The sequence below is a fragment of the Streptomyces sp. NPDC032091 genome (genome assembly GCF_055580265.1).
The window spans coordinates 507,129-528,114 of record NZ_JBVILR010000003.1 but is presented as its reverse complement, the minus strand read 5'-3'; the positions used below and the strand labels follow the sequence as shown (position 1 = coordinate 528,114).

The following is a 20,986-nucleotide window of genomic DNA, read 5'->3' as shown; positions in this document are numbered from 1 at the left end:
GCCCGGTTACATTCCGAACCCGGAAGCTAAGCCTTTCAGCGCCGATGGTACTGCAGGGGGGACCCTGTGGGAGAGTAGGACGCCGCCGAACAATCATTGTGGGAAAGCCCCGCACCAGTCATGGTGCGGGGCTTTTCTGCGTTTACGGCCTGAGCGAAGGAGGCACTCATGTCAGCCGACGGATGGTCGGAGTTCCTGGTCCACTCCGAGCGGTTCACCGCCCTCTACAGCGAGCTGCCGGCTCTGGAGGGCCTGGTGCTCAGATCGGTGCACCTCAGTCCGTACGGTCCCGCTGTGACGCTGCGGGTCGAGTTTCCCCGCTTTCCCGACCTCGCTCCGCCGGACTGGACCGAAGCCGGCTGTGACCGCTTCGAGGCCCAGATCGAGTTCCTCGCGGCCGAGGACCTTCGGATGCGGGGTGTCCCCGACAGCACGGTGGTCGACATCGACTTCGGTCCCCGGGTCCAGACCCGGGAGCGGCGGATCAGGATCGCGGTGAGCGGCCCGGGGGTCTCGCTGGACTTCACCGCGCACGCCCTCAAGGCGGGCCGTCTCAATGCCTACCGCTCCGGTGACGCGGGCGGCCCTTACACGGCTCGGCGATGGTTTGTGAGTCCCCTTGACCAGCGCAGGCACCAAGGGGTGCTGCCTCCCACGACCGCGAAGGTGTTCTATGAGCGAGCCTGACTGGTCCGCCGGGGTGGCCGGCTCCGAGGCGGTCCGCGACGTCCTCGGCTCGCCTCCACCACCGCTTGCCGACTACCACCTCGACTCCGTCCTCATCGACGAGCGCGAAGCGTCGGTCACCTTGAGGTTTTCCGCGTTCGGCATCCCGGCCGGTGCCGCCGGCCTGTGGCAGGCCCGCGGCCACAACGCGGTCGAGTTCTTTCTGGTCTGCGTGGGCGTGAGGAACTTCGTGGTGGACGGCTGGTCCGGCTGGCCCACGACGGTCGCCAGGCTCAGCGGGCGAACCGTCGTGCTCGCCGGCCAGGACAAGCACGTGTCCTTCGAGACCGACGAAATCCGTGCCCAGCCCCCGGTCGGAAGCCTGTGGAGTCAAGCCGAACGCTAGAGCCGGCCCGCCGCTTTCAGAGCCAGGTAGGTGTCCGCCAGGGCCGGGGCGAGGGTGTCCGGGGTGGCGTCGACGACGTGGACGCCGTGGCGGGAGAGCTGGTCCGCCGTGCGGCGGCGTTGGGACTGGGTCTGGGTCGCGGCGGCGGCCTCGTAGACCGCGTCCACCGAGCCGCGGGAGGCGGCCATCGACGCGATGCGGGGGTCGGCGACCGAGGCCAGGACCACCGTGTGGCGCTGGGTGAGGCGGGGGAGGACCGGGAGCAGGCCCTCTTCCACGGGGGCCGCGTCCAGACTCGTCAGGAGGACCACCAGGGAGCGGCGCGGGGCGCTGCGGAGGATGGTGGAGACCAGCTGGCGGGAGTCCGTCTCGACCAGCTCCGGTTCGAGTCCGGCCATCGCGTTCACGAAGGACGGCAGGACGTCCGCTGAGGCGCGGCCCTGGACCAGGGCGCGGGTGCGGCGGTCGTGGGCCAGGAGGTCGACGCGGTCGCCGGCGCGGGTGGCCAGGGCGGCCAGCAGCAGGGCGGCGTCCATGGCGGAGTCCAGGCGGGGGGCGTCGCCGACGCGGCCGGCCGAGGTGCGGCCGGTGTCCAGGCAGATGAGGATGTGGCGGTCGCGTTCCGGGCGCCAGGTGCGGACGGCGACCTTGTGGCGGCGGGCGGTGGCGCGCCAGTCGATGGAGCGGGTGTCGTCGCCGGGGACGTAGTCGCGGAGGCTGTCGAACTCGGTGCCCTCACCGCGCGTCAGGACGCTGGTGCGGCCGTCGAGTTCGCGCAGGCGCGCGAGGCGGGACGGGAGGTGCTTGCGGCTGGTGAACGGGGGCAGGACGCGGACCGTCCAGGGGACGGTGTGGGAGCCCTGCCGGGCGAGGAGGCCCAGCGGCCCGTACGAGCGGATCGTGACGCGGTCCGCCCGGCGGTCGCCGCGCCGGGTGGGGCGCAGGCGGGTGGTGAGGCGGCGGCGTTCACCGGCGGGGACGGTGACCTCGTGGCGGGAGGCGGCGGCTTCCGTGCCCGGGGTCCAGCTGCTGGGGGGCCAGGCGTCGCGGACGCGGGCGCGCAGTGGCCGGGTGCCGGGGTTGGTGACGGTGAGGTGCACGTCGGCGGTCTCGCCGAGGCGGACCGAGGTGTCGCCGGAGCGGGCCAGCCGCAGGGTGCGGACGGGCGCCGCCAGGGCGTAGTCGACGGCGCAGGCCAGGCCGATGGTGCCGTTGACGGCGAGGAGGCCCGTCCAGCTCGGGCCGAGGAGGCCGACGGGGAGGCTGCCCAGGGCCGCCAGGAGGGCGGCGCGTCCGGTGAGGGCCATCAGCGGGGGACGGGGACGTGGGTGAGGATCGCCGAGATGACGGAGTCGGCGGTGACGCCCTCCATCTCGGCTTCGGGGCGGAGCTGGACGCGGTGGCGCAGGGTGGGCAGGGCGAGGGCCTTGACGTCGTCGGGGGTGACGTAGTCGCGGCCGGTGAGCCAGGCCCAGGCGCGGGAGGTGGCCAGCAGGGCGGTGGCGCCGCGCGGGGAGACGCCGAGGGTGAGGGAGGGCGATTCGCGGGTGGCGCGGCAGAGGTCGACGACGTAGCCGGTGATCTCGGGGGAGACGGTGACGTGGGCGACGGCCTCGCGGGCGGCTTCGAGTTCCCGTGCACCGGCGACGGGGCGGATGCCGGCGGAGTGCAGGTCGCGCGGGTCGAAGCCGGCGGCGTGCCGGGTCAGGACGCCGATCTCGTCGGCACGGGAGGGCAGGGGGACGTTGAGCTTGAGGAGGAAGCGGTCCAGCTGGGCTTCGGGGAGCGGGTACGTGCCCTCGTACTCGACGGGGTTCATGGTGGCCGCGACGAGGAAGGGCTCGGGGAGCTTGCGGGGGGTTCCGTCGACGGTGACCTGGCGCTCCTCCATGGCCTCCAGGAGGGAGGACTGGGTCTTGGGGGGCGTGCGGTTGATCTCGTCGGCGAGGAGGAGGTTGGTGAAGACGGGGCCGTCCTGGAAGGAGAACTCGGCGGTGCGGGCGTCGTAGACCAGGGAGCCCGTCACGTCGCTGGGCATCAGGTCGGGGGTGAACTGGACGCGCTTGGTGTCGAGTGCGAGGGAGGCCGCGAGGGCGCGGACGAGGAGGGTCTTGGCCGTGCCGGGGACGCCTTCGAGGAGGACGTGGCCGCGGCACAGGAGGGCGACGACGAGACCGGTGACGGTGGAGTCCTGGCCGACCACGGCCTTGGCGATCTCGGTGCGGAGCGCTTCCAGGGAGGAGCGGGCGCTGTCCGTGGTGGCCGTCATGAGGTGCGGACCTCTCTTTCGAGGGCGTCGAGGTGGTCGGCGAGCGCGACGAGTGCCGCGTCGTCGGCGGGAGTGGGGCCGAAGAGGAGGGTGGTGACGTCGCGTCCGGCGTCGGGGGGTGCGGGCAGGCGGGCGGCGACGGCGGCGGTCAGGGCCACCGGGTCGTGGGCCTGGGAGGCCGGTACGCCGACCAGGGCGGCGAGGCGTTCGCGGGTGGCGGCGCGCAGCACGGTGGCGGCGCGGTCGCGGGCGGTGGCCTTGCGGTAGAGGCGGGCGCGGCCTTCGGTGGTCTCGGAGGCGCGGATCGCGACGGGCAGGTTCTCGGTGACGAGGGGGCCGAGGCGGCGGGCGCGCCAGAGGGCGGCGGCCGCGGCGGCGGCGAAGAGCTGGAGGAGCGCCCAGTACCAGCCGGACGGGACGAGGTCGAGGAGGCTCTTCTCCTCGGCGGGGCCGCCGGCGGGCATGTCGGCGAGGGTCGGCAGGTACCAGACGAGTTCGGGGCGGGAGCCGAGGAGCTGGAGGGCGAGGGAGGCGTTGCCCTCCTCGGTGAGGCGCCGGTTGAGCAGGATGCGTTCGGAGCCGAGCAGGACGGTGTCGCCGCCCTTGGTGGTGCCGGGCAGGACGAGGACGGTGGGGTGGCCGTCGCTGGGGTAGCAGCCGGCCGCGCCGGGGAGGGCCGTGGTGTAGCGGAGGCCGTCGCCGGTGGCGGCGCGGCCGGCGGTGGTGGCGGCGGGCAGGGTGCAGCCGGGGTCCAGGTCGCGCTGGTGGGCGAAGCTGCTGCTGCGGACGGCGGGGGCCAGTTCGGCGAGGGCGGGGTCGGTGGGGGCGATGAGGACGGTGCGGCCGCCGGAGAGGTCGATGGCGGAGCGGATGGCGCGGCGCTGGGGTGCGCCGAGGAGGTCGGGGTCGGCGACGAGGAGGGTGGTGCGGGGGCCGGCCGCGGCGGCGGCCTCGTCGGCGTTGGTGACGACGCGGGTGGTGACGCCGCGCTGCTTGAGGAGCTGGGCGAGGGCGCGGCTGCCGTCGCGGTCGGCGGAGCGGGGGTCGAGGCGGCCGTGCCGGTCGCCGGCCTGGAGCCCGGCGAGGGCGACGGCGGCGACGAGGAGCACGGCGAGCGCGAGGAGCAGCCCGCGGGCCCGGACCCAGAGCTGGCCGGGGGTGAGGGCGGCGGAGGTGACGGCCCGCCGGGCCCGGCCGGGGGCCGGGGCGGCGTCGGCCTGCGCGGGGCCCTGGGTGGGCGGGGTGCCGTTCTGCGGGGGCTGGTCGGGGTGGCCGGTCATGGGGTGGGGCCCGTCAGGGTCGGCTTCGTGCGGTCCAGGGTGAGGTCGAGGGCGCGCAGGCGGGCGTAGGTGTCGGGGTCGGCGGCGCGGCCGCCGTAGGTGACGTCGTCGAAGGTGCGGGCGGCGGCCCGGAGCTCGTCGGCGTGGGCGGGGAGGGAGCGGGCGGCTTCGGCGGCGGCCTCGTCGGCGGTGCGGCCGGGGCGCGGGTCGAGGAGGGTGCGTTCCTCCAGGGAGCGGACGAGGGCGCGCATGCGCTCGCGGACGGCTTCGTTCCAGCGGCCGGCGGCGGCGTGGGCGTCGGCGGCCGCGCGGTGGTCGGCGGCGCTGCGCGGACCGTCGTCGAAGAGGGCGGCGGCGCTGCGGGCGGCGCGGCGGGGGGTGCCCAGGCGCCACCACAGCGCGGCGAGGGCCAGGACGACGACGAGGATGATGGCGAGCAGGCCGAGGCCGCCGCCCGGAGTGGCTCCGGAGGCGCGGTCGAAGAACTCGCCCAGCCACTCCCAGAAGCGGTCCAGGGCACGCTGGAGGAGCCCCGGTTCGTCCTGGTGGTAGATGGGCTTGGCCAGCTCGCGCTCGGCCGCCTCGCGGGCGGCCTCGCGTCCGGTGGTCAGCGGTGGTGTGTCACCGCCCGTGGTGGCGATGGTGATGAGTCCCCCCGTGCTCATGCGGCGCGTCAGCCTCCGGTGGGGGCGGTGGTGGTGGCGGTGCCGTCGTAGCCCTCGACGCCGGCGGCACGGGCCAGCTCCAGGTCGAGTGCCTCGCGGCGGATGCGCTGGTCGATGTAGAGGAGGGTGGTGACGCCCGTCTGCATCGGGGTGGTGACGGTGGCGGCGATGACGGAGCCGATGCCGGAGATGATCAGGAAGGTCCAGTTGCGGGCGGCGGAGCCGTCGAGGAAGCCGCTGAGGCCGCCGGGGGCCAGGGTCAGGGCGAGGGCGGCGAAGGGCATGACGATCACGGTGGAGGTGATCGTCCGGATGACCCAGGTCAGCATGCTGATGCCGCAGACGCGCCACCAGGAGCCCTTGACCAGCTTGGCGGAGCGCTTGAGGGCGGCGACCGGCGTGCCGCGCTCCAGCATCAGGGCGGGCGGGGCCAGCGCGAAGGTCACGTAGAACCAGGCGAGCAGCACCAGTCCGACGGGGACGCCGAGGGCGGTCAGGGCGGCGCTGCCGAGGAGGATGCCGGGCAGGGCCGGGAGCAGGCCGGCGGCGAGGGCGCCGAGCAGGAGCAGGCCGGTGAGGCCGAGCAGGCGCGGGGCCAGCGGGCGTACGGCCTTCAGGGTGCCGCCGAGGGTCGAGGCCTGGCCGAGGACGGCGCGGCTGAAGGCGGGGGCCAGCAGGGCGGTGACCAGGATCAGGCCGAGGACCTCCAGGTAGTACTGGAAGCCGTAGAGGAGCCCGGCGTCGCCCAGGGCGCGGACGGCCTCGCGGGGGGAGGCGGGATCGGCGGAGGGCATCGGGAGGCTGTCCATGGTGAGGCGCTGGGCGGCGAGCAGCGCGATCTCGGACAGGGCGGCGACGACGAGGCTGATGGAGAGCACGGAGCGCCAGTGGCCGCGCAGGGTGCCGACGGCGCCGTCCAGTATCTCGCCGAGGCCGAGGGGGCGCAGGGGGATCACGCCGGGCTTGGCGGCGGGCGGCGGGCCGCCCCAGCCGCCGCCGGGGTTGCCGTGGGCGTAGGGGGCGGTGGGCCGCTGCTGTCCGGGCGGGGTGGGGTACGCGCCCCAGCCGGCGCCCTGCTGCTGCGGCGGGGTCTGGCCGGCGGTGGGGCTCTCCCACTGCCCGGGCGGCGGCTGGGTGGCGGACCACTTGGAGGCGCCGGCGCCTTCCGCGGGCGGCTGCTGAGCGGCGTCGGGGCCCTGGCCGTCGGACGGGGATCCGGGCGCGGCCCAGCCCGGAGAGTCGTTCATCGTCGCTCCTTCACGTGCACCTGCCGTGGCGGGCGCGCTGGTCGGCTGTCATCGTGCCATGGGGAGGCGGGGGAATGACCGGCCGTCCCCCCTGGATCCCGGTCCGCTCGTCCCTTCAATTGTCGCGCGGATCCGGGGCAGACTGTTCGTCCTGATCTCCACGCAGGTCCGAGGGGCGATTTCCAGCCCTTTTGGCTGTGGGACAGCTCACCGCCAGGTAACGATTAGCTAATGGGATGATGTCAACCATGAAGGGACGCGTCCTTGTCGTCGACGACGACACCGCGCTGGCCGAGATGCTCGGCATTGTGCTGCGTGGAGAAGGTTTTGAGCCGTCGTTCGTAGCGGACGGTGACAAGGCACTGGCTGCCTTCCGGGAGGCCAAGCCGGACCTGGTGCTGCTCGACCTCATGCTGCCCGGACGGGACGGCATAGAGGTGTGCAGGCTGATCCGGGCCGAATCGGGCGTGCCTATTGTCATGCTCACCGCCAAGAGCGACACGGTGGACGTCGTGGTGGGCCTGGAGTCCGGCGCCGACGACTACATCGTCAAGCCGTTCAAGCCGAAGGAGCTGGTCGCCCGCATCCGGGCCCGCCTGCGCCGTTCGGAGGAACCGGCGCCCGAGCAGCTGGCCATCGGTGACCTGGTCATCGACGTGGCCGGGCACTCGGTCAAGCGCGACGGCACCTCCATCGCCCTGACCCCGCTGGAGTTCGACCTGCTGGTCGCCCTCGCGCGCAAGCCCTGGCAGGTCTTCACCCGCGAGGTGCTGCTGGAGCAGGTCTGGGGCTACCGGCACGCCGCGGACACCCGCCTGGTGAACGTGCACGTGCAGCGCCTGCGCTCCAAGGTCGAGAAGGACCCCGAGCGCCCCGAGATCGTCGTGACGGTGCGCGGTGTCGGCTACAAGGCCGGACCCAGCTGACGTGCAGTCCGGCAAGGCCCGGAGCGGCTCCCGCCGGGGAGCCCTGCGGGGCGGCCGGCAGCTCCGTCAGATGGCCGACGGAGCGCCCGGCGGCCCCCTGCTGCGGCTGTGCGTACGCCTCGTACGCCGGCCGCTGCTCCCGGCTGTCCGCATATGGCGGCGCAACATCCAGCTGCGGGTGGTCGCCGCGACCCTGCTGATGTCGCTGGCCGTCGTCCTCGCGCTCGGCTTCGTCGTCATCGCCCAGGTCAGCAAGGGCCTCCTCGACGCCAAGGAGGAGGCCGCGCAGAGCCAGGCCGCCGGCGGGTTCGCGGTCGCACAGGAGAAGGCCAACACCCCCTCCGCCTCGGACGGGGCCGACGCCGCCGACAACAAGGTCGGCCGCGACGCCAGCACCTGGATGAACTCGCTCGTCAAGCAGCTCGCCAGCGGCGGCCAGACCGCCTTCGAGGTGGCCGCGCTCGGCGCCGGCACCGGCGAGCAGGCCCCCACCAGCCAGGGCGTCAAGGGCGCCCGCGCCTCCGGCAACGTCGACCCGACCGCGAGCGTGCCGCTGGACCTGCGCAAGGCCGTCAACCACAACACCGGCACCTTCAAGACGTTCTCGCAGATCCGCTACACCGCCGGGACCGGCAAGCACCCCGAGCCCGCGCTCGTCGTCGGCAAGCGGCTCACCGACATCAACGGCGACCCCTACGACCTGTACTACCTCTTCCCCCTCACCCAGGAGGAGGAGTCCCTCAACCTGGTCAAGAGCACCATCGCCACCGCCGGGCTGTTCGTCGTCGTCCTGCTCAGCGCCATCGCCTGGCTCGTCGTGCGCCAGATCGTCACCCCCGTCCGGATGGCCGCCGGGATCGCCGAACGGCTCTCCGCCGGCCGGCTCCAGGAGCGGATGAAGGTCACCGGCGAGGACGACATCGCACGCCTGGGCGAGGCCTTCAACAAGATGGCCCAGAACCTCCAGAACAAGATCCAGCAGCTGGAGGAGCTGTCCCGGATGCAGCGCCGGTTCGTCTCGGACGTCTCGCACGAGCTGCGCACCCCGCTGACGACCGTCCGCATGGCCGCCGACGTCATCCACGACGCCCGCGTCGACTTCGACCCGATCACGGCGCGCTCCGCCGAACTGCTCGCCGGACAGCTCGACCGCTTCGAGTCGCTCCTGGCCGACCTGCTGGAGATCAGCCGCTTCGACGCCGGCGCCGCCGACCTCCAGGCCGAACCCATAGACCTGCGGGACGTCGTCCGCCGCGTCATCGACGGCGCCGAACCGCTCGCCGAGCACAAGGGCACCCGCATCCGCGTCCTCGGCGACACCCAGCCCGTCATCGCCGAGGCCGACCCCCGGCGCGTCGAGCGCGTACTGCGCAACCTCGTCGTCAACGCCGTCGAGCACGGCGAGGGCCGCGACGTCGTCGTCCGCCTCGCCTCGGCCGGCGGGGCCGTCGCCGTCGCCGTCCGCGACTACGGCGTCGGCCTCAAGCCCGGCGAGGCCACCCGCGTCTTCAACCGCTTCTGGCGCGCCGACCCCGCCCGCGCCCGCACCACCGGCGGTACCGGCCTGGGCCTGTCCATCGCCGTCGAGGACGCCCGGCTGCACGGCGGCTGGCTCCAGGCCTGGGGCGAACCCGGCGGCGGCTCCCAGTTCCGCCTCACCCTGCCCCGTACCGCCGACGAGCCGCTGCGCGGATCCCCGATCCCGCTGGAGCCCGAGGACTCCCGCTCCAACCGGGCCCGCGCCGCCGCCGAGGCCGCCGGACGCGCGGGCGGCGCCGGCGGGCCCGGCACGCACCCCGACGGGCGCGCCGAACGCGCCGACCGCGACCCGATACCGCCCCGGCCGGCGGTCACCACCGCCCTGCCGGTGCCCGCCGACCCGACGGCGCTGCCCGGCAACGGCGCCCGCGTCGTGGCCCGGCCCGCCGACCAGGGCCCAGCACAGGAGGATGGAACCGGTGGAGGACGCTGAGCGCCGCGGGCAGGCACGGCCGGCCCCGCAGGCTCCGCCGAGGGGCCCCCGCACGCTCCTGGCCCTGGGGGCCGCCGGGCTGCTCCTCGCCGGCTGCGCCTCCATGCCCGACCGCGGCGAGATCCGCCGGGTGGAGGCCTCCCAGGGCGTCGACTCCCAGGTACGGGTCTTCGGCGTGCCCCCGGCCGACAAGGCCAGCCCGGCCGAGATCGTCGACGGCTTCCTGGAGGCCATGACCAGCGACGACCCGCAGCTGGCCACCGCCCGCAAGTACCTCACCGACGACGCCGCCAAGAGCTGGAAGCCCTCCTCGGCCGTCACCGTGCTCTCCGCCGGCCTCGACCGCGTCCCCGTCCAGGGCGAGAAGGACCCCGACGGGCCCCGCTGGAAGGTCACCGGCAAGAAGCTGGCCACCGTCGACGAGCGCAGCGCCTACCAGCCGGAGACCGGCGGCAGCCGCTACGAGGAGTACCTCCAGCTGGTCCAGGTCAAGGGGCAGTGGCGGATCGCCACCCCGCCCAGCAGCCTCGTGCTCAGCGAGTCCGACTTCCAGCGCATCTACAAGCCCGTCAACAAGTACTACTTCGCGGGCAACACGCTCGTCGCCGACCCCGTGTACGTGCGCCAGCGCAGCGACCCCGACACGCGGATGGACCCCACGACCCTCACGGTGCAGTCGCTGCTGGCGGGCCCCTCCAAGTGGCTCGGCCCCGTGGCCTCCACCGCGTTCCCGACCGGCACCGAACTGCGCGAGGGCACCAAGTCCCTCGCGTACGACGGCCAGAACACCCTGCGCGTCCCGCTCAACGCGGCCGCCGAGAACGTCGCGCAGCCGCAGTGCCAGAAGATGGCCACCCAACTCCTCTACACCGTGCGGGACCTGACGGCCTCCCGGCTGGACCGGGTCGAACTGCTGCGCTCCGACGGCAAGTCCTCGCTGTGCTGGGTGACCGGCTCGAACGCGGCCAGCCTCGCCAACCGTCCGCCGGCGCCGCAGCACCAGTACTACGTGGACAAGGACGGCCGCCTCGTGCGGATGGTCCTCAACGCGGGCGCCGACGAGCAGCAGCAGGACAAGCCGGAACCGGCCCCCGGCCCGCTGGCCACGGCCGCCGGGTTCAAGGTGGGCTCGGCCGCCGTCACCTACGACGAGAAGCGGGCCGCGGTCGTCTCCGAGGACGGGCACGGGCTGTACGTCGTCACCCTGACCACCGCCGGAGCGATGCCGCAGCCGCTGCTGACCAGCCGGACCGGCAAGCTCACCGCGCCCAGCTGGGACGCCCAGGGCGACCTGTGGATCGCCGACCAGGACCCGCAGAACCAGGGCCTGTGGCGGGTGCCCGGCGGCACCGGCACCCCGCAGAAGGTCGAGGTCGCCGGCCTGGACGGGGCACGCATCAGCGGGCTGAAGGCCTCCTCGGACGGGGTCCGCATCGCCCTGCTCGTCGAGCGGGACGGCAGCCGCAAGAACCTCTACATCGGGCGGATCGAGCGCCCCGAGGGCAAGGGGGACACCTCGAAGGTGTCGGTGCGCGAGCTGCGCCCGGCCGCTCCGCAGATGGCGGAGGTGACGGCGATGAGCTGGGCGCCGCGCGGCCGGCTGCTGGTGGTGGGCCGGGAGAGCGGCGGCGTCGACCAGGCCCGCTACATGCTGGCCGACGGGTCGATGGTCGCGGCGAGCCTGCCCGGCGCGACCGGGCTGAGCGCCATCGCCGCCTCCGAGGACGAGGCGAAGCCGGTGGTGGCCTCCTCCACCGAGGACGGCATCGTGTGGCTGCCGCCGGGCGCCCAGTGGCGTACGGCGGCGGCGGGCGGCAGGGCGCCGGTCTACCCGGGCTGATCCCGGCCTCCGGCGGGTTTTCCACAGGGGTCGCGCCCCGCCCGGGCAGCGGGCAGGGTGGGAGCGTGCGGGAGTGGTGGCGGGAGCTGGCCGGGCTGGTCCTGCCCGCCGACTGCGCGGGCTGCGGGGCCGCGCGCTCGCTGCTGTGCGGGGCCTGCCGCGAGGCCCTGGGCGGTGCGGGTGCCGGGCCGGTGCGCCCGGCGTCCGGCGGCGCGGGCGGGGCGCTGCCGCCCGTGTTCGCGGCGGCCCGGTACGAGGGGTCCGTCCGGGCGGTCGTCCTGGCCCACAAGGAGCGCGGGGCCCTGCCCCTGGCCGGCCCGCTCGGCGGCGCCCTCGCGGCGGCGGTCAGGGCGGCGGTCCCGGCGGCCCGAACGGCGGGCGGCGGGGGCGGCGCGGGGGAGCTGGCACTGGTTCCGGTGCCGTCCGCGCGGCGCACGCTGCGGGCGCGCGGGCACGATCCGGCGCGCAGGCTCGCGCTGGCCGCGTCCCGGCGGCTGCGCGGGGCCGGGGAGCCCGCGCGCGTGGCCCCGGTGCTGCGGCTGCGCCGGCAGGTCGCCGACCAGGCCGGGCTGGGGGCCCGGGAGCGGAGGGAGAACCTGGCCGGGGCCCTGGAGGTGCGCCCGGAGGGGGTGCGCCTGGCGGCCGGGGCGCGCATCGTGGTGGTGGACGACGTGGTCACGACCGGGGCCACCCTCGCGGAGGCGGCCCGGGCGCTGCGCGCGTCGGGACTGTGGGCGCACGCGGCGGCCGTGGTGGCGGCGCCGTCCGGATCGTTCACTCGGGCCTGATCGTAGGGCGCGGGTGGACAACTCGTACAGAGCAAAAATCTTGTGAATAGATTTGGAACTGCTGGGGAATGCGCATCGTTGCAGGTAGTAAGAGGGACCAACCCCCTGGACGGAGGTAGGTTCCGGTAGCGGGTGCCGACAACCGGCATGGAGAGATATGTTCGGTTGTGAGGAACTGGCGATCCTTGGGCCCCCTGGTATCGGAGCGCCGGTCCGCCCGTTTTGGAATCTTCGTGTCAGAGGGTGTCTCTCTACTCCGAAGTCGGTGGGGTGTAGATCTTGCCGATGGGGGAGGAGGAGGTGAAAGTCGCCAAGTCCGAGGCTCCGGTGTTCACCGGGGCCTGGTGCGAAAGGGAGACGCTTCGCCGCTCGTGGTGAAGGTCTCCGGGAACGGAGTTCTGCGTGGACATCGTCGTCAAGGGCCGCAAGACCGAGGTGCCCGAGCGGTTCCGCAAGCACGTGGCCGAGAAGCTGAATCCGGAGCGGATCCAGAAGCTCGACGCCAAGGTGATCAGCTTGGACGTCGAGGTGTCCAAGGAGCACAACCCGCGCCAGGCCGACCGTTCCGACCGCGTGGAGATCACCTTGCATTCGCGGGGCCCGGTGATCCGTGCCGAGGCCGCCGCCGCCGACCCCTACGCGGCACTCGACCTGGCTCAGGACAAGCTGGAGGCCCGGCTGCGCAAGCAGCACGACAAGCGGTTCACCCGCCGCGGCACCGGACGGCTCTCGGCGGCCGAGGTGGCCGACCGCGTACCGGGCGTCGCGACGCTCAACGGCAACGGGGAGCCGGTCGGTGAGGAGACCGAGGCCGCGATTCCGACCACCCGGATCGGACCCCTCGAAGTGCAGGGCGAAGGCCCGCTCATCGTCCGCGAGAAGACCCACCCGGCCCGGCCCATGTCGCTCGACCAGGCGCTGTACGAAATGGAACTGGTCGGCCACGACTTCTATCTGTTCGTCGACTCCGAGACCAAGATGCCGAGCGTCGTCTACCGGCGTCACGCCTACGACTACGGCGTCATCCACGTGGACCCCGACGGCGCGTCCAGCTCGGAGGAGCCGGCCGTCGGCGGTGCCGGCGGGGCGCTCGGAGGCTGATCATCGATCCGTTGCCCCTGCGGAAGCCACGGGTTTCCGCAGGGGCACCTGTATGACTCGTATGAGCCAAAGGGATTCCGCCAGACCCCCGTCGCACCGTGCGGGCATGGAATCATGGCGGGCAGTCAACCGGCGGCCGCCCCCGCCGGGTTGGCCCAGCAGCTCGGTACATGCAGGGGGAGGAACGATGGCGGACAGCTTCGGGCCGGTGCGCGGTGACGACGGAGCCGGCTGCCGCACGGCGGAGGCGGCTGACCCGGCGGTGGCCGGGGAGCCCATCCGGGTGCTCGTGGTCGACGACCACGCCCTCTTCCGGCGCGGGCTGGAGATCGTCCTCGCGCAGGAGGAGGACATCCAGGTCGTCGGCGAGGCCGGGGACGGCGCGGAGGCCGTGGACAAGGCCGCCGACCTGCTTCCGGACATCGTGCTGATGGACGTGCGGATGCCGCGGCGCGGCGGGATCGAGGCCTGCACCTCGATCAAGGAGGTCGCCCCCTCCGCGAAGATCATCATGCTGACGATCAGCGACGAGGAGGCCGACCTCTACGACGCGATCAAGGCGGGCGCGACGGGCTACCTCCTCAAGGAGATCTCCACGGACGAGGTCGCCACCGCGATCCGCGCCGTCGCGGACGGGCAGTCGCAGATCAGCCCCTCGATGGCGTCGAAACTGCTGACCGAGTTCAAGTCGATGATCCAGCGCACCGACGAGCGCCGGCTGGTGCCGGCGCCCCGGCTGACCGACCGGGAGCTGGAGGTCCTCAAGCTGGTCGCGACCGGGATGAACAACCGGGACATCGCCAAGCAGCTGTTCATCTCCGAGAACACCGTGAAGAACCACGTCCGCAACATCCTGGAGAAGCTCCAGCTGCACTCGCGGATGGAAGCGGTGGTGTACGCGATGCGGGAGAAGATCCTGGAGATCCGCTGAGCGGGTCGCTCCGCGGGTTCCGGGCTCCTGGTGGCGGCGGGCCTCGCGCCGGGGGCTACGCGCGGCGGGCGGCGAGTTCCGCCGTCACCGCCGCCGCCTCCCGCTCGTCGGCCGCGCGCTCGACCCGTACGTCCTCGCACCCCACCCACCGGGCGGCCTCCCACAGCGCCTCGGCCATCGCCCCGGCCGCCTTCGGGGCGGTCAGGGAGAGCTGCCGGGCCACCAGCGTGCGCCCCTCGCGGGCAGGGTCGACCCGGCCCTGGAGCCGCCCGCCGGCCAGCAGCGGCATCGCGAAGTACCCGTGTATCCGCTTCGGCTTGGGGACGTAGGCCTCCAGCCGGTGCGTGAAGCCGAAGATCCGCTCGGTGCGGGGGCGGTCCCAGACCAGCGAGTCGAACGGGGACAGCAGGGTGGTGCGGTGCCGGCCGCGCGGCGCGGACGCCAGCGCCGCCGGGTGGGCCCAGGCCGGCTTGTTCCAGCCCTCCACCTCCACCGGGACCAGCCCGGAGTCCCCGACCACCGCGTCGAACTCCTCGCCCTTGAGTCGGTGGTAGTCGGCGATGTCCGCCCGCGTGCCCACCCCGAGGGACCGCCCGGCCAGCGCGACCAGGCGGCGCAGGCACTCGCGGTCCTCCAGGTCGTCGTGGAACAGGGCGTCGGGGACGGCCCGCTCGGCGAGGTCGTAGACCCGCTTCCAGCCGCGCCGCTCGGTGCAGACCACCTCACCGGTGTCGAGCAGCCACTCCACCGCGATCTTGGTCTCGGACCACTCGAACCACTCCCCGCCGTTCTTGGCGCCGCCCAGCTCCGAGGAGGTCAGCGGGCCGTCGGCGCGCAGCCGCTCCAGGACGGCGGCCGTCGAGCGCTCCTTGTCCCGCAGGACGTGCCAGCGGTGCCCGCGGGCCCGGCGGGCGCGGCGGCGGAAGGCGAAGTGCGGCCACTCCTCGATGGGCAGGATGCACGCCGCGTGCGACCAGTACTCGAAGGCGTGGCTGTCGGACCAGTACGCCTTCTCCACGGCGTCCCGGCCGACCGCGCCGAGCCGGGCGTAGGGGATCAGCTCGTGGGAGCGGGCGAGGACAGAGATGGTGTCCAGCTGCACGGCGCCCAGGTGCCGCAGCACCCCGCGCACCCCGCCCCTGCGGTCGGGCGCGCCCAGGAAGCCCTGCGCGCGCAGCGCGATCCGGCGGGCCTCGTCGGCGGAGAGGGACACGGCGGCGGTGGTGGTCATGCGCCGCAGCCTACGGCCGGCCACTGACAACGCCGCCGGGCGCCGCAGCGGCTACCCGACGGGCTGGGCGTCCCGCGCGGGTGCCGGGAGGTAGGGGAGCGTGGACGTCAGCCCCAGGTCGGAGGGGAGCAGGGAGCCGACCCAGCAGTCGCGCAGGGTGCCGCGGTGGTTCATGCCGGCGCGCTGGACGCCCTCGATCGTGAAACCGGCCTTCTCCGCCACGGCGCGCGAGGCCGTGTTGCCGACGCCGGCGCGCCAGATCAGCCGGTCGCAGCCCAGGCCGGTGAAGGCCCAGCGGGCCAGCGCCGACACGGCCTCGGGGGTGTAGCCCCGGCCGCGGTGGCCGGCGACGGCCCAGAAGCCGATCTCGTACGCGTGGTCGGCGTGCCGGTGCAGTCCCAGCGTCGCGACCAGGGGGCCCTCCGCGCCCTCGGCGCCGAGCCGGGCGGCGAAGTTGTACTCCGTCCCCTCCCGCCACTGGGCGGGCGCGTTCCGCGTGACGTACTCGACCGCGTCCTTCTCCTCGTACGGCACGGGGACCGGGATCCAGCGCTGGATCTCCGGGTCCTGGCAGGCCGCGAGGGTCTCGGGGACGTCCGCGGGCACGTGCGGGCGCAGGACGAGGCGCTCGGTGGTCAGGGTCAGGGGCTCCATGAACGGATTGTGGCCGCCCCCGGGTAACCCGGGCGAGGGGTTTTCGTCCGCACCGGCACCCAACGGGTCCCCCGTACGTTCTCATTCCGGGCGCCCGTGCCCTGCGGACACGGCGGACCTCCCGACGCGACCACGTCCTCGCTTACGATGGCCGTTGCGGTGGGGCCCACCTGCCGTGCCCGGCTACGTAAAGTGCCCAGGCCCGACCGGCAAGGAGACCAGCCTCAGTGTCCGTCCTCACCAAGCTCATGCGTGCAGGCGAAGGCAAGATCCTGCGCAAACTGCACCGCATCGCGGACCAGGTCAACTCCATCGAAGAGGACTTCGTCAACCTCTCCGACGCCGAGTTGCGGGCCCTCACGGACGAGTACAAGCAGCGCTACCAGGACGGCGAGAGCCTCGACGACCTGCTCCCCGAGGCCTTCGCGACCGTCCGCGAGGCCGCGAAGCGCGTCCTGGGCCAGCGGCACTACGACGTCCAGATCATGGGCGGCGCCGCGCTGCACCTCGGGTACGTCGCCGAGATGAAGACCGGTGAGGGCAAGACCCTCGTCGGCACGCTGCCCGCCTACCTGAACGCCCTGTCGGGCCTGGGCGTCCACCTGATCACGGTCAACGACTACCTCGCCGAGCGCGACTCCGAGCTGATGGGCCGGGTGCACAAGTTCCTCGGCCTGGAGGTCGGCTGCATCCTGGCGAACATGTCGCCCGCCCAGCGCCGCGAGCAATACGCCTGCGACATCACGTACGGCACGAACAACGAGTTCGGCTTCGACTACCTGCGCGACAACATGGCCTGGTCGCAGGACGAGCTCGTCCAGCGCGGCCACAACTTCGCCGTGGTCGACGAGGTCGACTCCATCCTCGTCGACGAGGCCCGCACCCCGCTGATCATCTCCGGTCCGGCCGACCAGGCCACCAAGTGGTACGCGGACTTCGCCAAGCTGGTCACCCGCCTGACCAAGGGCGAGGCCGGCCAGCCCCTCAAGGGCATCGAGGAGACCGGCGACTACGAGGTCGACGAGAAGAAGCGCACCGTCGGCATCCACGAGGCCGGTGTCGCCAAGGTCGAGGACTGGCTCGGCATCGAGAACCTCTACGAGTCGGTGAACACCCCGCTCGTCGGCTACCTGAACAACGCCATCAAGGCGAAGGAACTGTTCAAGAAGGACAAGGACTACGTCGTCATCGACGGCGAAGTCATGATCGTCGACGAGCACACCGGCCGTATCCTCGCCGGCCGCCGCTACAACGAGGGCATGCACCAGGCGATCGAGGCGAAGGAAGGGGTGGACATCAAGGACGAGAACCAGACCCTCGCCACGATCACCCTCCAGAACTTCTTCCGCCTCTACTCGAAGTTGTCCGGCATGACCGGTACGGCCATGACCGAGGCCGCCGAGTTCCACCAGATCTACAAGCTCGGCGTCGTCCCGATCCCGACGAACCGCCCCATGCAGCGCAAGGACCAGCCCGACCTCATCTACCGCACCGAGGTCGCCAAGTTCGCCGCCGTCGTCGACGACATCGCGGAGAAGCACGAGAAGGGCCAGCCGATCCTCGTCGGCACCACCTCGGTCGAGAAGTCCGAGTACCTCTCCCAGCAGCTCTCCAAGCGCGGCATCCCGCACGAGGTCCTCAACGCCAAGCAGCACGAGCGCGAGGCCACGATCGTCGCCCAGGCCGGCCGCCGCGGCGCCGTCACCGTCGCCACGAACATGGCCGGCCGCGGTACCGACATCAAGCTCGGCGGCAACCCCGACGACCTCGCCGAGGCGGAGCTGCGCCAGCGCGGCCTCGACCCGGAGGAGCACATCGAGGAGTGGGCGCACGCCCTGCCCGACGCCCTCGCCCGGGCCGAGGCGGCCGTGAAGGCCGAGTTCGAGGAGGTCAAGGAGCTCGGCGGCCTCTACGTCCTGGGCACCGAGCGGCACGAGTCGCGCCGTATCGACAACCAGCTGCGCGGCCGCTCCGGCCGCCAGGGCGACCCGGGCGAGTCCCGCTTCTACCTGTCGCTGGGCGACGACCTGATGCGCCTCTTCAAGGCCCAGATGGTCGAGCGCGTCATGGCCATGGCCAACGTGCCGGACGACGTCCCGATCGAGAACAAGATGGTGACGCGCGCGATCGCGTCCGCCCAGTCGCAGGTCGAGACCCAGAACTTCGAGACCCGCAAGAACGTCCTGAAGTACGACGAGGTCCTCAACAGCCAGCGCGAGGTCATCTACGGCGAGCGCCGTCGCGTCCTGGAGGGCGAGGACCTGCACGAGCAGGTGCGCTTCTTCATGGACGACACCATCGACGCCTACATCGCCGCCGAGACGGTCGAGGGCTTCGCCGAGGAGTGGGACCTGGACCGGCTGTGGGGCGCCTTCAAGCAGCTCTACCCGATCAAGGTGACGGTGGAGGAGCTGGAGGAGGCCGCCGGCGACCGCGCGGGCATCACCGCCGAGTTCATCGCGGAGTCCGTGAAGGACGACATCCACGAGCAGTACCAGGCCCGCGAGGCGGCCCTCGGCGCGGACGTCATGCGCGAGCTGGAGCGCCGCGTGGTCCTGTCGGTGCTGGACCGCAAGTGGCGCGAGCACCTCTACGAGATGGACTACCTCCAGGAGGGCATCGGCCTGCGCGCGATGGCCCAGAAGGACCCGCTGGTCGAGTACCAGCGCGAGGGCTTCGACATGTTCAACGCCATGATGGAGGGCATCAAGGAGGAGTCCGTCGGCTACCTGTTCAACCTGGAGGTCCAGGTCGAGCAGCAGGTCGAGGAGCTCCCGGTGCCGGCCGAGGCGGCCGCCCCGTCGCTGACGAAGGAGCCGGTGCCGTCGGCGCGCCCGGAGATCCGCGCCAAGGGGCTCGACGCCCCGCAGCGCCCGGACCGCCTGCACTTCTCCGCCCCCACGGTGGACGGTGAGGGCGGCGTGGTCGAGGGCGACTTCGACGCCGACGAGGCGGGCGCCGGCGACGGCCTGACCCGCGCGGAGCGCCGCAAGGCCCAGAAGGCCTCGGGCGGCCGCCGCCGCAAGAAGTAACCCGCCCGCGCAACGCGACCGGGAATCCGGGGCCGGACACCTGAGGGGTGTCCGGCCCCGGGTGTTTTGGGGGCTGGCCGGGGTCGGGGGTGGGCGGGGTCCCGGCGGGGCGGTCTCGGGGAGGGGTTGGGGGTTTCCCGTCAGTCTCATCGTCCTTCCGTGTCGGGCCGGCCTGTCAAGGGCGCTCCTTCGTCGCGTCGCTTCGCGATGGCCTTCGGCCACCCTTGACAGACCGTCCCGCCCCGGAAAAACGAAGACTGCCGGGAAACCCCCAAAGAAACGGGACGGATGTACATAGGACATGCGGCCGGATCAGGGACCCTTCGGGGTGGTCGGGGGCCGGCAGACATCCATCCGGGCCCCGTCGTGAGGGCAATCGGGGACGACGTACGCGTCAGATCGCTACGCGCTTCTCTTTGCTTAGCGTCCGGCGGCCGTCTGGGCTCGCTGCCCGCACCCAAGGACGACGGGATCGTCATCCGGGGCCGGTGGGCGCGTCAGATCGCTACGCGCTCCTCATTCCTCAGCGTCTGGCGGCCGTCTTGGCTTTCTGACCGCACCAGACGACGAGTGGAAGGGCATCCCAGCCCACGACCACCCCTGGACGCCGAGACGAGAGGAGCGCGTAGCGATCTGACGCGCCCCCCGGCCCCGGATGACGACTCCGTCGTCCCCGGGCGACGGCAGCGACCCCAGACGGGCGGCGGACGCTAGGCCGGGAGGAGCGCGTAGCGATCTGACGCGTAGGTCGTCCCCGATTGCGCTCGCGACGGGGCCGGATGCCCGGTCTGCCGACCCCCGACCGCCCCGCCTGCTCCCTGACACGGCCGCATGTCCTATGAACATCCGTCCCGTTTCTTTGGGGGTTTCCCGGCAGTCTTCGTTTTTCCGTGGCGGGACGGTCTGTCAAGGGTCGCCGCAGGCGATCGCGCAGCGACGCGACGAAGGAGCGCCCTTGACAGGCCGGCCCGCCACGGAAGGACGATGAGACTGACGGGAAAGCCCCAACCCCTCCCTGAGACCGCCCCGCCGGGACCCCGCCCACCCCCGGCCCCGGGTTCTTCGTGTGCGGAGAGTGAGGGGTGTGGGCTGCCCCTGGGGCGGGGGTGTGTGGGCCGGGAGGGTGACCCCGGCGTCCCCTATCGGGCTTAGCCGGGGCGTGGGCTGGGCGTCTACGTGGGGCCTCTGTGAGGGGTTTTCGGGGCCTTGGGGTCGGGGGGGGCGGCGCTCGGATAGGTGAACCTGCGGTGGGGGTTGGCGGGGCGTCGGGGGTGGTTGCGGAGCGTGGTCGGGGGCCGTAGAAAACCCGCATCAAGTTACCGCCCGGTACCGCCGGGCCCGGTCTGATCGGGGGAACGGCATGGACACCACCACGCGCGGCACCATCGGTGGCGAGGGCAGTCGCAGCAGGCCGGGCGGGGCCGGGCGGTCGCGGCCCGCCGGGCGCCGGGACCAGCGCCGGCCGGGGCCCGGCCCCCGGCCCGCAGTCGGCCCGCTGCCCACCGGCGGCCCCCACCCCACCGGCGGCCCCCACCCCACCGGCGGCCCCCGCCCCACCCCCGCCCCCCGCCCCGCCGCCCCCCTGCCGCCGCAGGGGAGCGGAGGACCGCATGTGTGGTTTGCGGAGCGGATTCTGGCCGTGCTCAGTGGGCAGCGGCCCGTGCATTCCCTGCTCGGGCTGACCGTCGGCGAGGCGTACGACCAGTTGGTCGAGCTCGCGCCCACCGGGCCGCTGCGGGAGCGGCTGCGGCCCGTGCTGCGGCGCTGCGGGCGGTTCCACCCCGGGCCGGGGGTGATCGAGGCGTTCGCGCGGATCGCGACCGGGGAGCGGGTCTCCGCGCTGGCCTTCCGGCTCGAACAGGGGGCTGATCTGCGCTGGCGGTGTGCCGCCGTGGAGATCCGGGGCCCCCGCCCCTGGGGGAGTTCGCGGGTCGCGGTCGTATCCTGAGGGGGTTTTCCGACTACCGAAAGCAGCCGG

At 73.1% G+C, this 20,986-nt stretch carries 17 protein-coding genes and 1 rRNA gene; 11 read left to right on the top strand and 7 right to left on the bottom strand.

Annotated elements, in window-relative coordinates; translation table 11 throughout:
• The 3 genes from rrf to ACZ5NJ_RS08190 form a co-directional block, all read left to right on the top strand.
• A 5S ribosomal RNA gene (gene rrf, locus ACZ5NJ_RS08200) occupies positions 1–91 on the top strand; the annotation flags it as partial.
• 77 nt (positions 92–168) lie between these two features.
• On the top strand, positions 169–687 hold the full coding sequence (locus ACZ5NJ_RS08195; RefSeq protein ID WP_468763868.1) for an Imm50 family immunity protein: 519 nt from the start codon (positions 169–171) through the stop codon (positions 685–687).
• The gene (locus tag ACZ5NJ_RS08190; protein ID WP_468763867.1) at positions 674–1,072 is read left to right on the top strand and encodes an Imm50 family immunity protein; all 399 of its coding nucleotides are present in this window, start codon (positions 674–676) and stop codon (positions 1,070–1,072) included. Before ACZ5NJ_RS08195 ends, ACZ5NJ_RS08190 begins: the two co-directional genes overlap by 14 nt.
• On the opposite strand, the gene ACZ5NJ_RS08185 is transcribed toward ACZ5NJ_RS08190, so the two are convergent.
• From ACZ5NJ_RS08185 to ACZ5NJ_RS08165, 5 genes are read right to left on the bottom strand one after another with little or no spacing between them, the layout of a single operon-like run.
• Complete coding sequence (locus ACZ5NJ_RS08185; RefSeq protein WP_468763866.1) at positions 1,069–2,379, bottom strand: DUF58 domain-containing protein; 1,311 nt, start codon at positions 2,377–2,379, stop codon at positions 1,069–1,071. The two genes, ACZ5NJ_RS08190 and ACZ5NJ_RS08185, sit on opposite strands and share 4 nt — an antisense overlap.
• On the bottom strand, positions 2,379–3,341 hold the full coding sequence (locus tag ACZ5NJ_RS08180) for an AAA family ATPase (RefSeq protein WP_468763865.1): 963 nt from the start codon (positions 3,339–3,341) through the stop codon (positions 2,379–2,381). Before ACZ5NJ_RS08180 ends, ACZ5NJ_RS08185 begins: the two co-directional genes overlap by 1 nt.
• Positions 3,338–4,621, bottom strand: a complete 1,284-nt coding sequence (locus tag ACZ5NJ_RS08175) for a DUF4350 domain-containing protein (RefSeq protein WP_468763864.1) — start codon at positions 4,619–4,621, stop codon at positions 3,338–3,340. The genes ACZ5NJ_RS08180 and ACZ5NJ_RS08175 overlap by 4 nt, the downstream gene beginning before the upstream one ends.
• Positions 4,618–5,286, bottom strand: coding sequence for a DUF4129 domain-containing protein (locus tag ACZ5NJ_RS08170; protein WP_468763863.1), 669 nt, complete (start codon positions 5,284–5,286; stop codon positions 4,618–4,620). The genes ACZ5NJ_RS08175 and ACZ5NJ_RS08170 overlap by 4 nt, the downstream gene beginning before the upstream one ends.
• Positions 5,287–5,294: 8 nt before the next feature.
• Positions 5,295–6,533, bottom strand: coding sequence for a hypothetical protein (locus tag ACZ5NJ_RS08165; protein ID WP_468763862.1), 1,239 nt, complete (start codon positions 6,531–6,533; stop codon positions 5,295–5,297).
• Positions 6,534–6,769: 236 nt separating this feature from the next.
• Between ACZ5NJ_RS08165 and mtrA the strand changes: the two genes are divergently transcribed.
• The 6 genes from mtrA (at position 6,770) to ACZ5NJ_RS08135 (ending at position 14,091) form a co-directional block, all read left to right on the top strand.
• Complete coding sequence (mtrA, locus tag ACZ5NJ_RS08160; RefSeq protein WP_351886995.1) at positions 6,770–7,459, top strand: two-component system response regulator MtrA; 690 nt, start codon at positions 6,770–6,772, stop codon at positions 7,457–7,459.
• Between the two features lie 70 nt (positions 7,460–7,529).
• Positions 7,530–9,431, top strand: a complete 1,902-nt coding sequence (gene mtrB / locus ACZ5NJ_RS08155; RefSeq protein WP_468763889.1) for an MtrAB system histidine kinase MtrB — start codon at positions 7,530–7,532, stop codon at positions 9,429–9,431.
• A complete protein-coding gene (locus ACZ5NJ_RS08150; RefSeq protein ID WP_468763861.1) occupies positions 9,409–11,271 on the top strand; it encodes an LpqB family beta-propeller domain-containing protein in 1,863 nt (620 codons plus the stop codon). Before mtrB ends, ACZ5NJ_RS08150 begins: the two co-directional genes overlap by 23 nt.
• A gap of 65 nt (positions 11,272–11,336) precedes the next feature.
• Positions 11,337–12,059, top strand: coding sequence for a ComF family protein (locus ACZ5NJ_RS08145; RefSeq protein ID WP_468763860.1), 723 nt, complete (start codon positions 11,337–11,339; stop codon positions 12,057–12,059).
• A gap of 402 nt (positions 12,060–12,461) precedes the next feature.
• The gene (gene hpf / locus ACZ5NJ_RS08140) at positions 12,462–13,160 is read left to right on the top strand and encodes a ribosome hibernation-promoting factor, HPF/YfiA family (protein ID WP_468763859.1); all 699 of its coding nucleotides are present in this window, start codon (positions 12,462–12,464) and stop codon (positions 13,158–13,160) included.
• Positions 13,161–13,347: 187 nt separating this feature from the next.
• Positions 13,348–14,091 carry a response regulator gene (locus ACZ5NJ_RS08135; protein ID WP_468763858.1) on the top strand — a complete coding sequence of 248 codons (744 nt, stop codon included), beginning with the start codon at positions 13,348–13,350 and terminating at the stop codon, positions 14,089–14,091.
• Positions 14,092–14,146: 55 nt separating this feature from the next.
• Here the strand turns inward: ACZ5NJ_RS08135 and ACZ5NJ_RS08130 are convergent, their stop codons facing one another.
• Positions 14,147–15,322 carry a winged helix-turn-helix domain-containing protein gene (locus tag ACZ5NJ_RS08130; protein WP_468763857.1) on the bottom strand — a complete coding sequence of 392 codons (1,176 nt, stop codon included), beginning with the start codon at positions 15,320–15,322 and terminating at the stop codon, positions 14,147–14,149.
• 51 nt (positions 15,323–15,373) lie between these two features.
• Positions 15,374–15,976: a GNAT family N-acetyltransferase gene (locus ACZ5NJ_RS08125; RefSeq protein WP_468763856.1), complete on the bottom strand. Its 603-nt coding sequence runs from the start codon at positions 15,974–15,976 to the stop codon at positions 15,374–15,376.
• A 227-nt stretch (positions 15,977–16,203) separates the two neighbouring features.
• Here ACZ5NJ_RS08125 and secA point away from each other — a divergent pair, with 227 nt between their 5' ends.
• Positions 16,204–19,008 (top strand): preprotein translocase subunit SecA, encoded by a 2,805-nt coding sequence (secA, locus tag ACZ5NJ_RS08120; RefSeq protein ID WP_468763855.1) that lies wholly within the window; start codon positions 16,204–16,206, stop codon positions 19,006–19,008.
• A 1,360-nt stretch (positions 19,009–20,368) separates the two neighbouring features.
• Positions 20,369–20,956 (top strand): Rv3235 family protein, encoded by a 588-nt coding sequence (locus ACZ5NJ_RS08115; RefSeq protein ID WP_468763854.1) that lies wholly within the window; start codon positions 20,369–20,371, stop codon positions 20,954–20,956.
• Positions 20,957–20,986 lie beyond the last annotated feature (30 nt).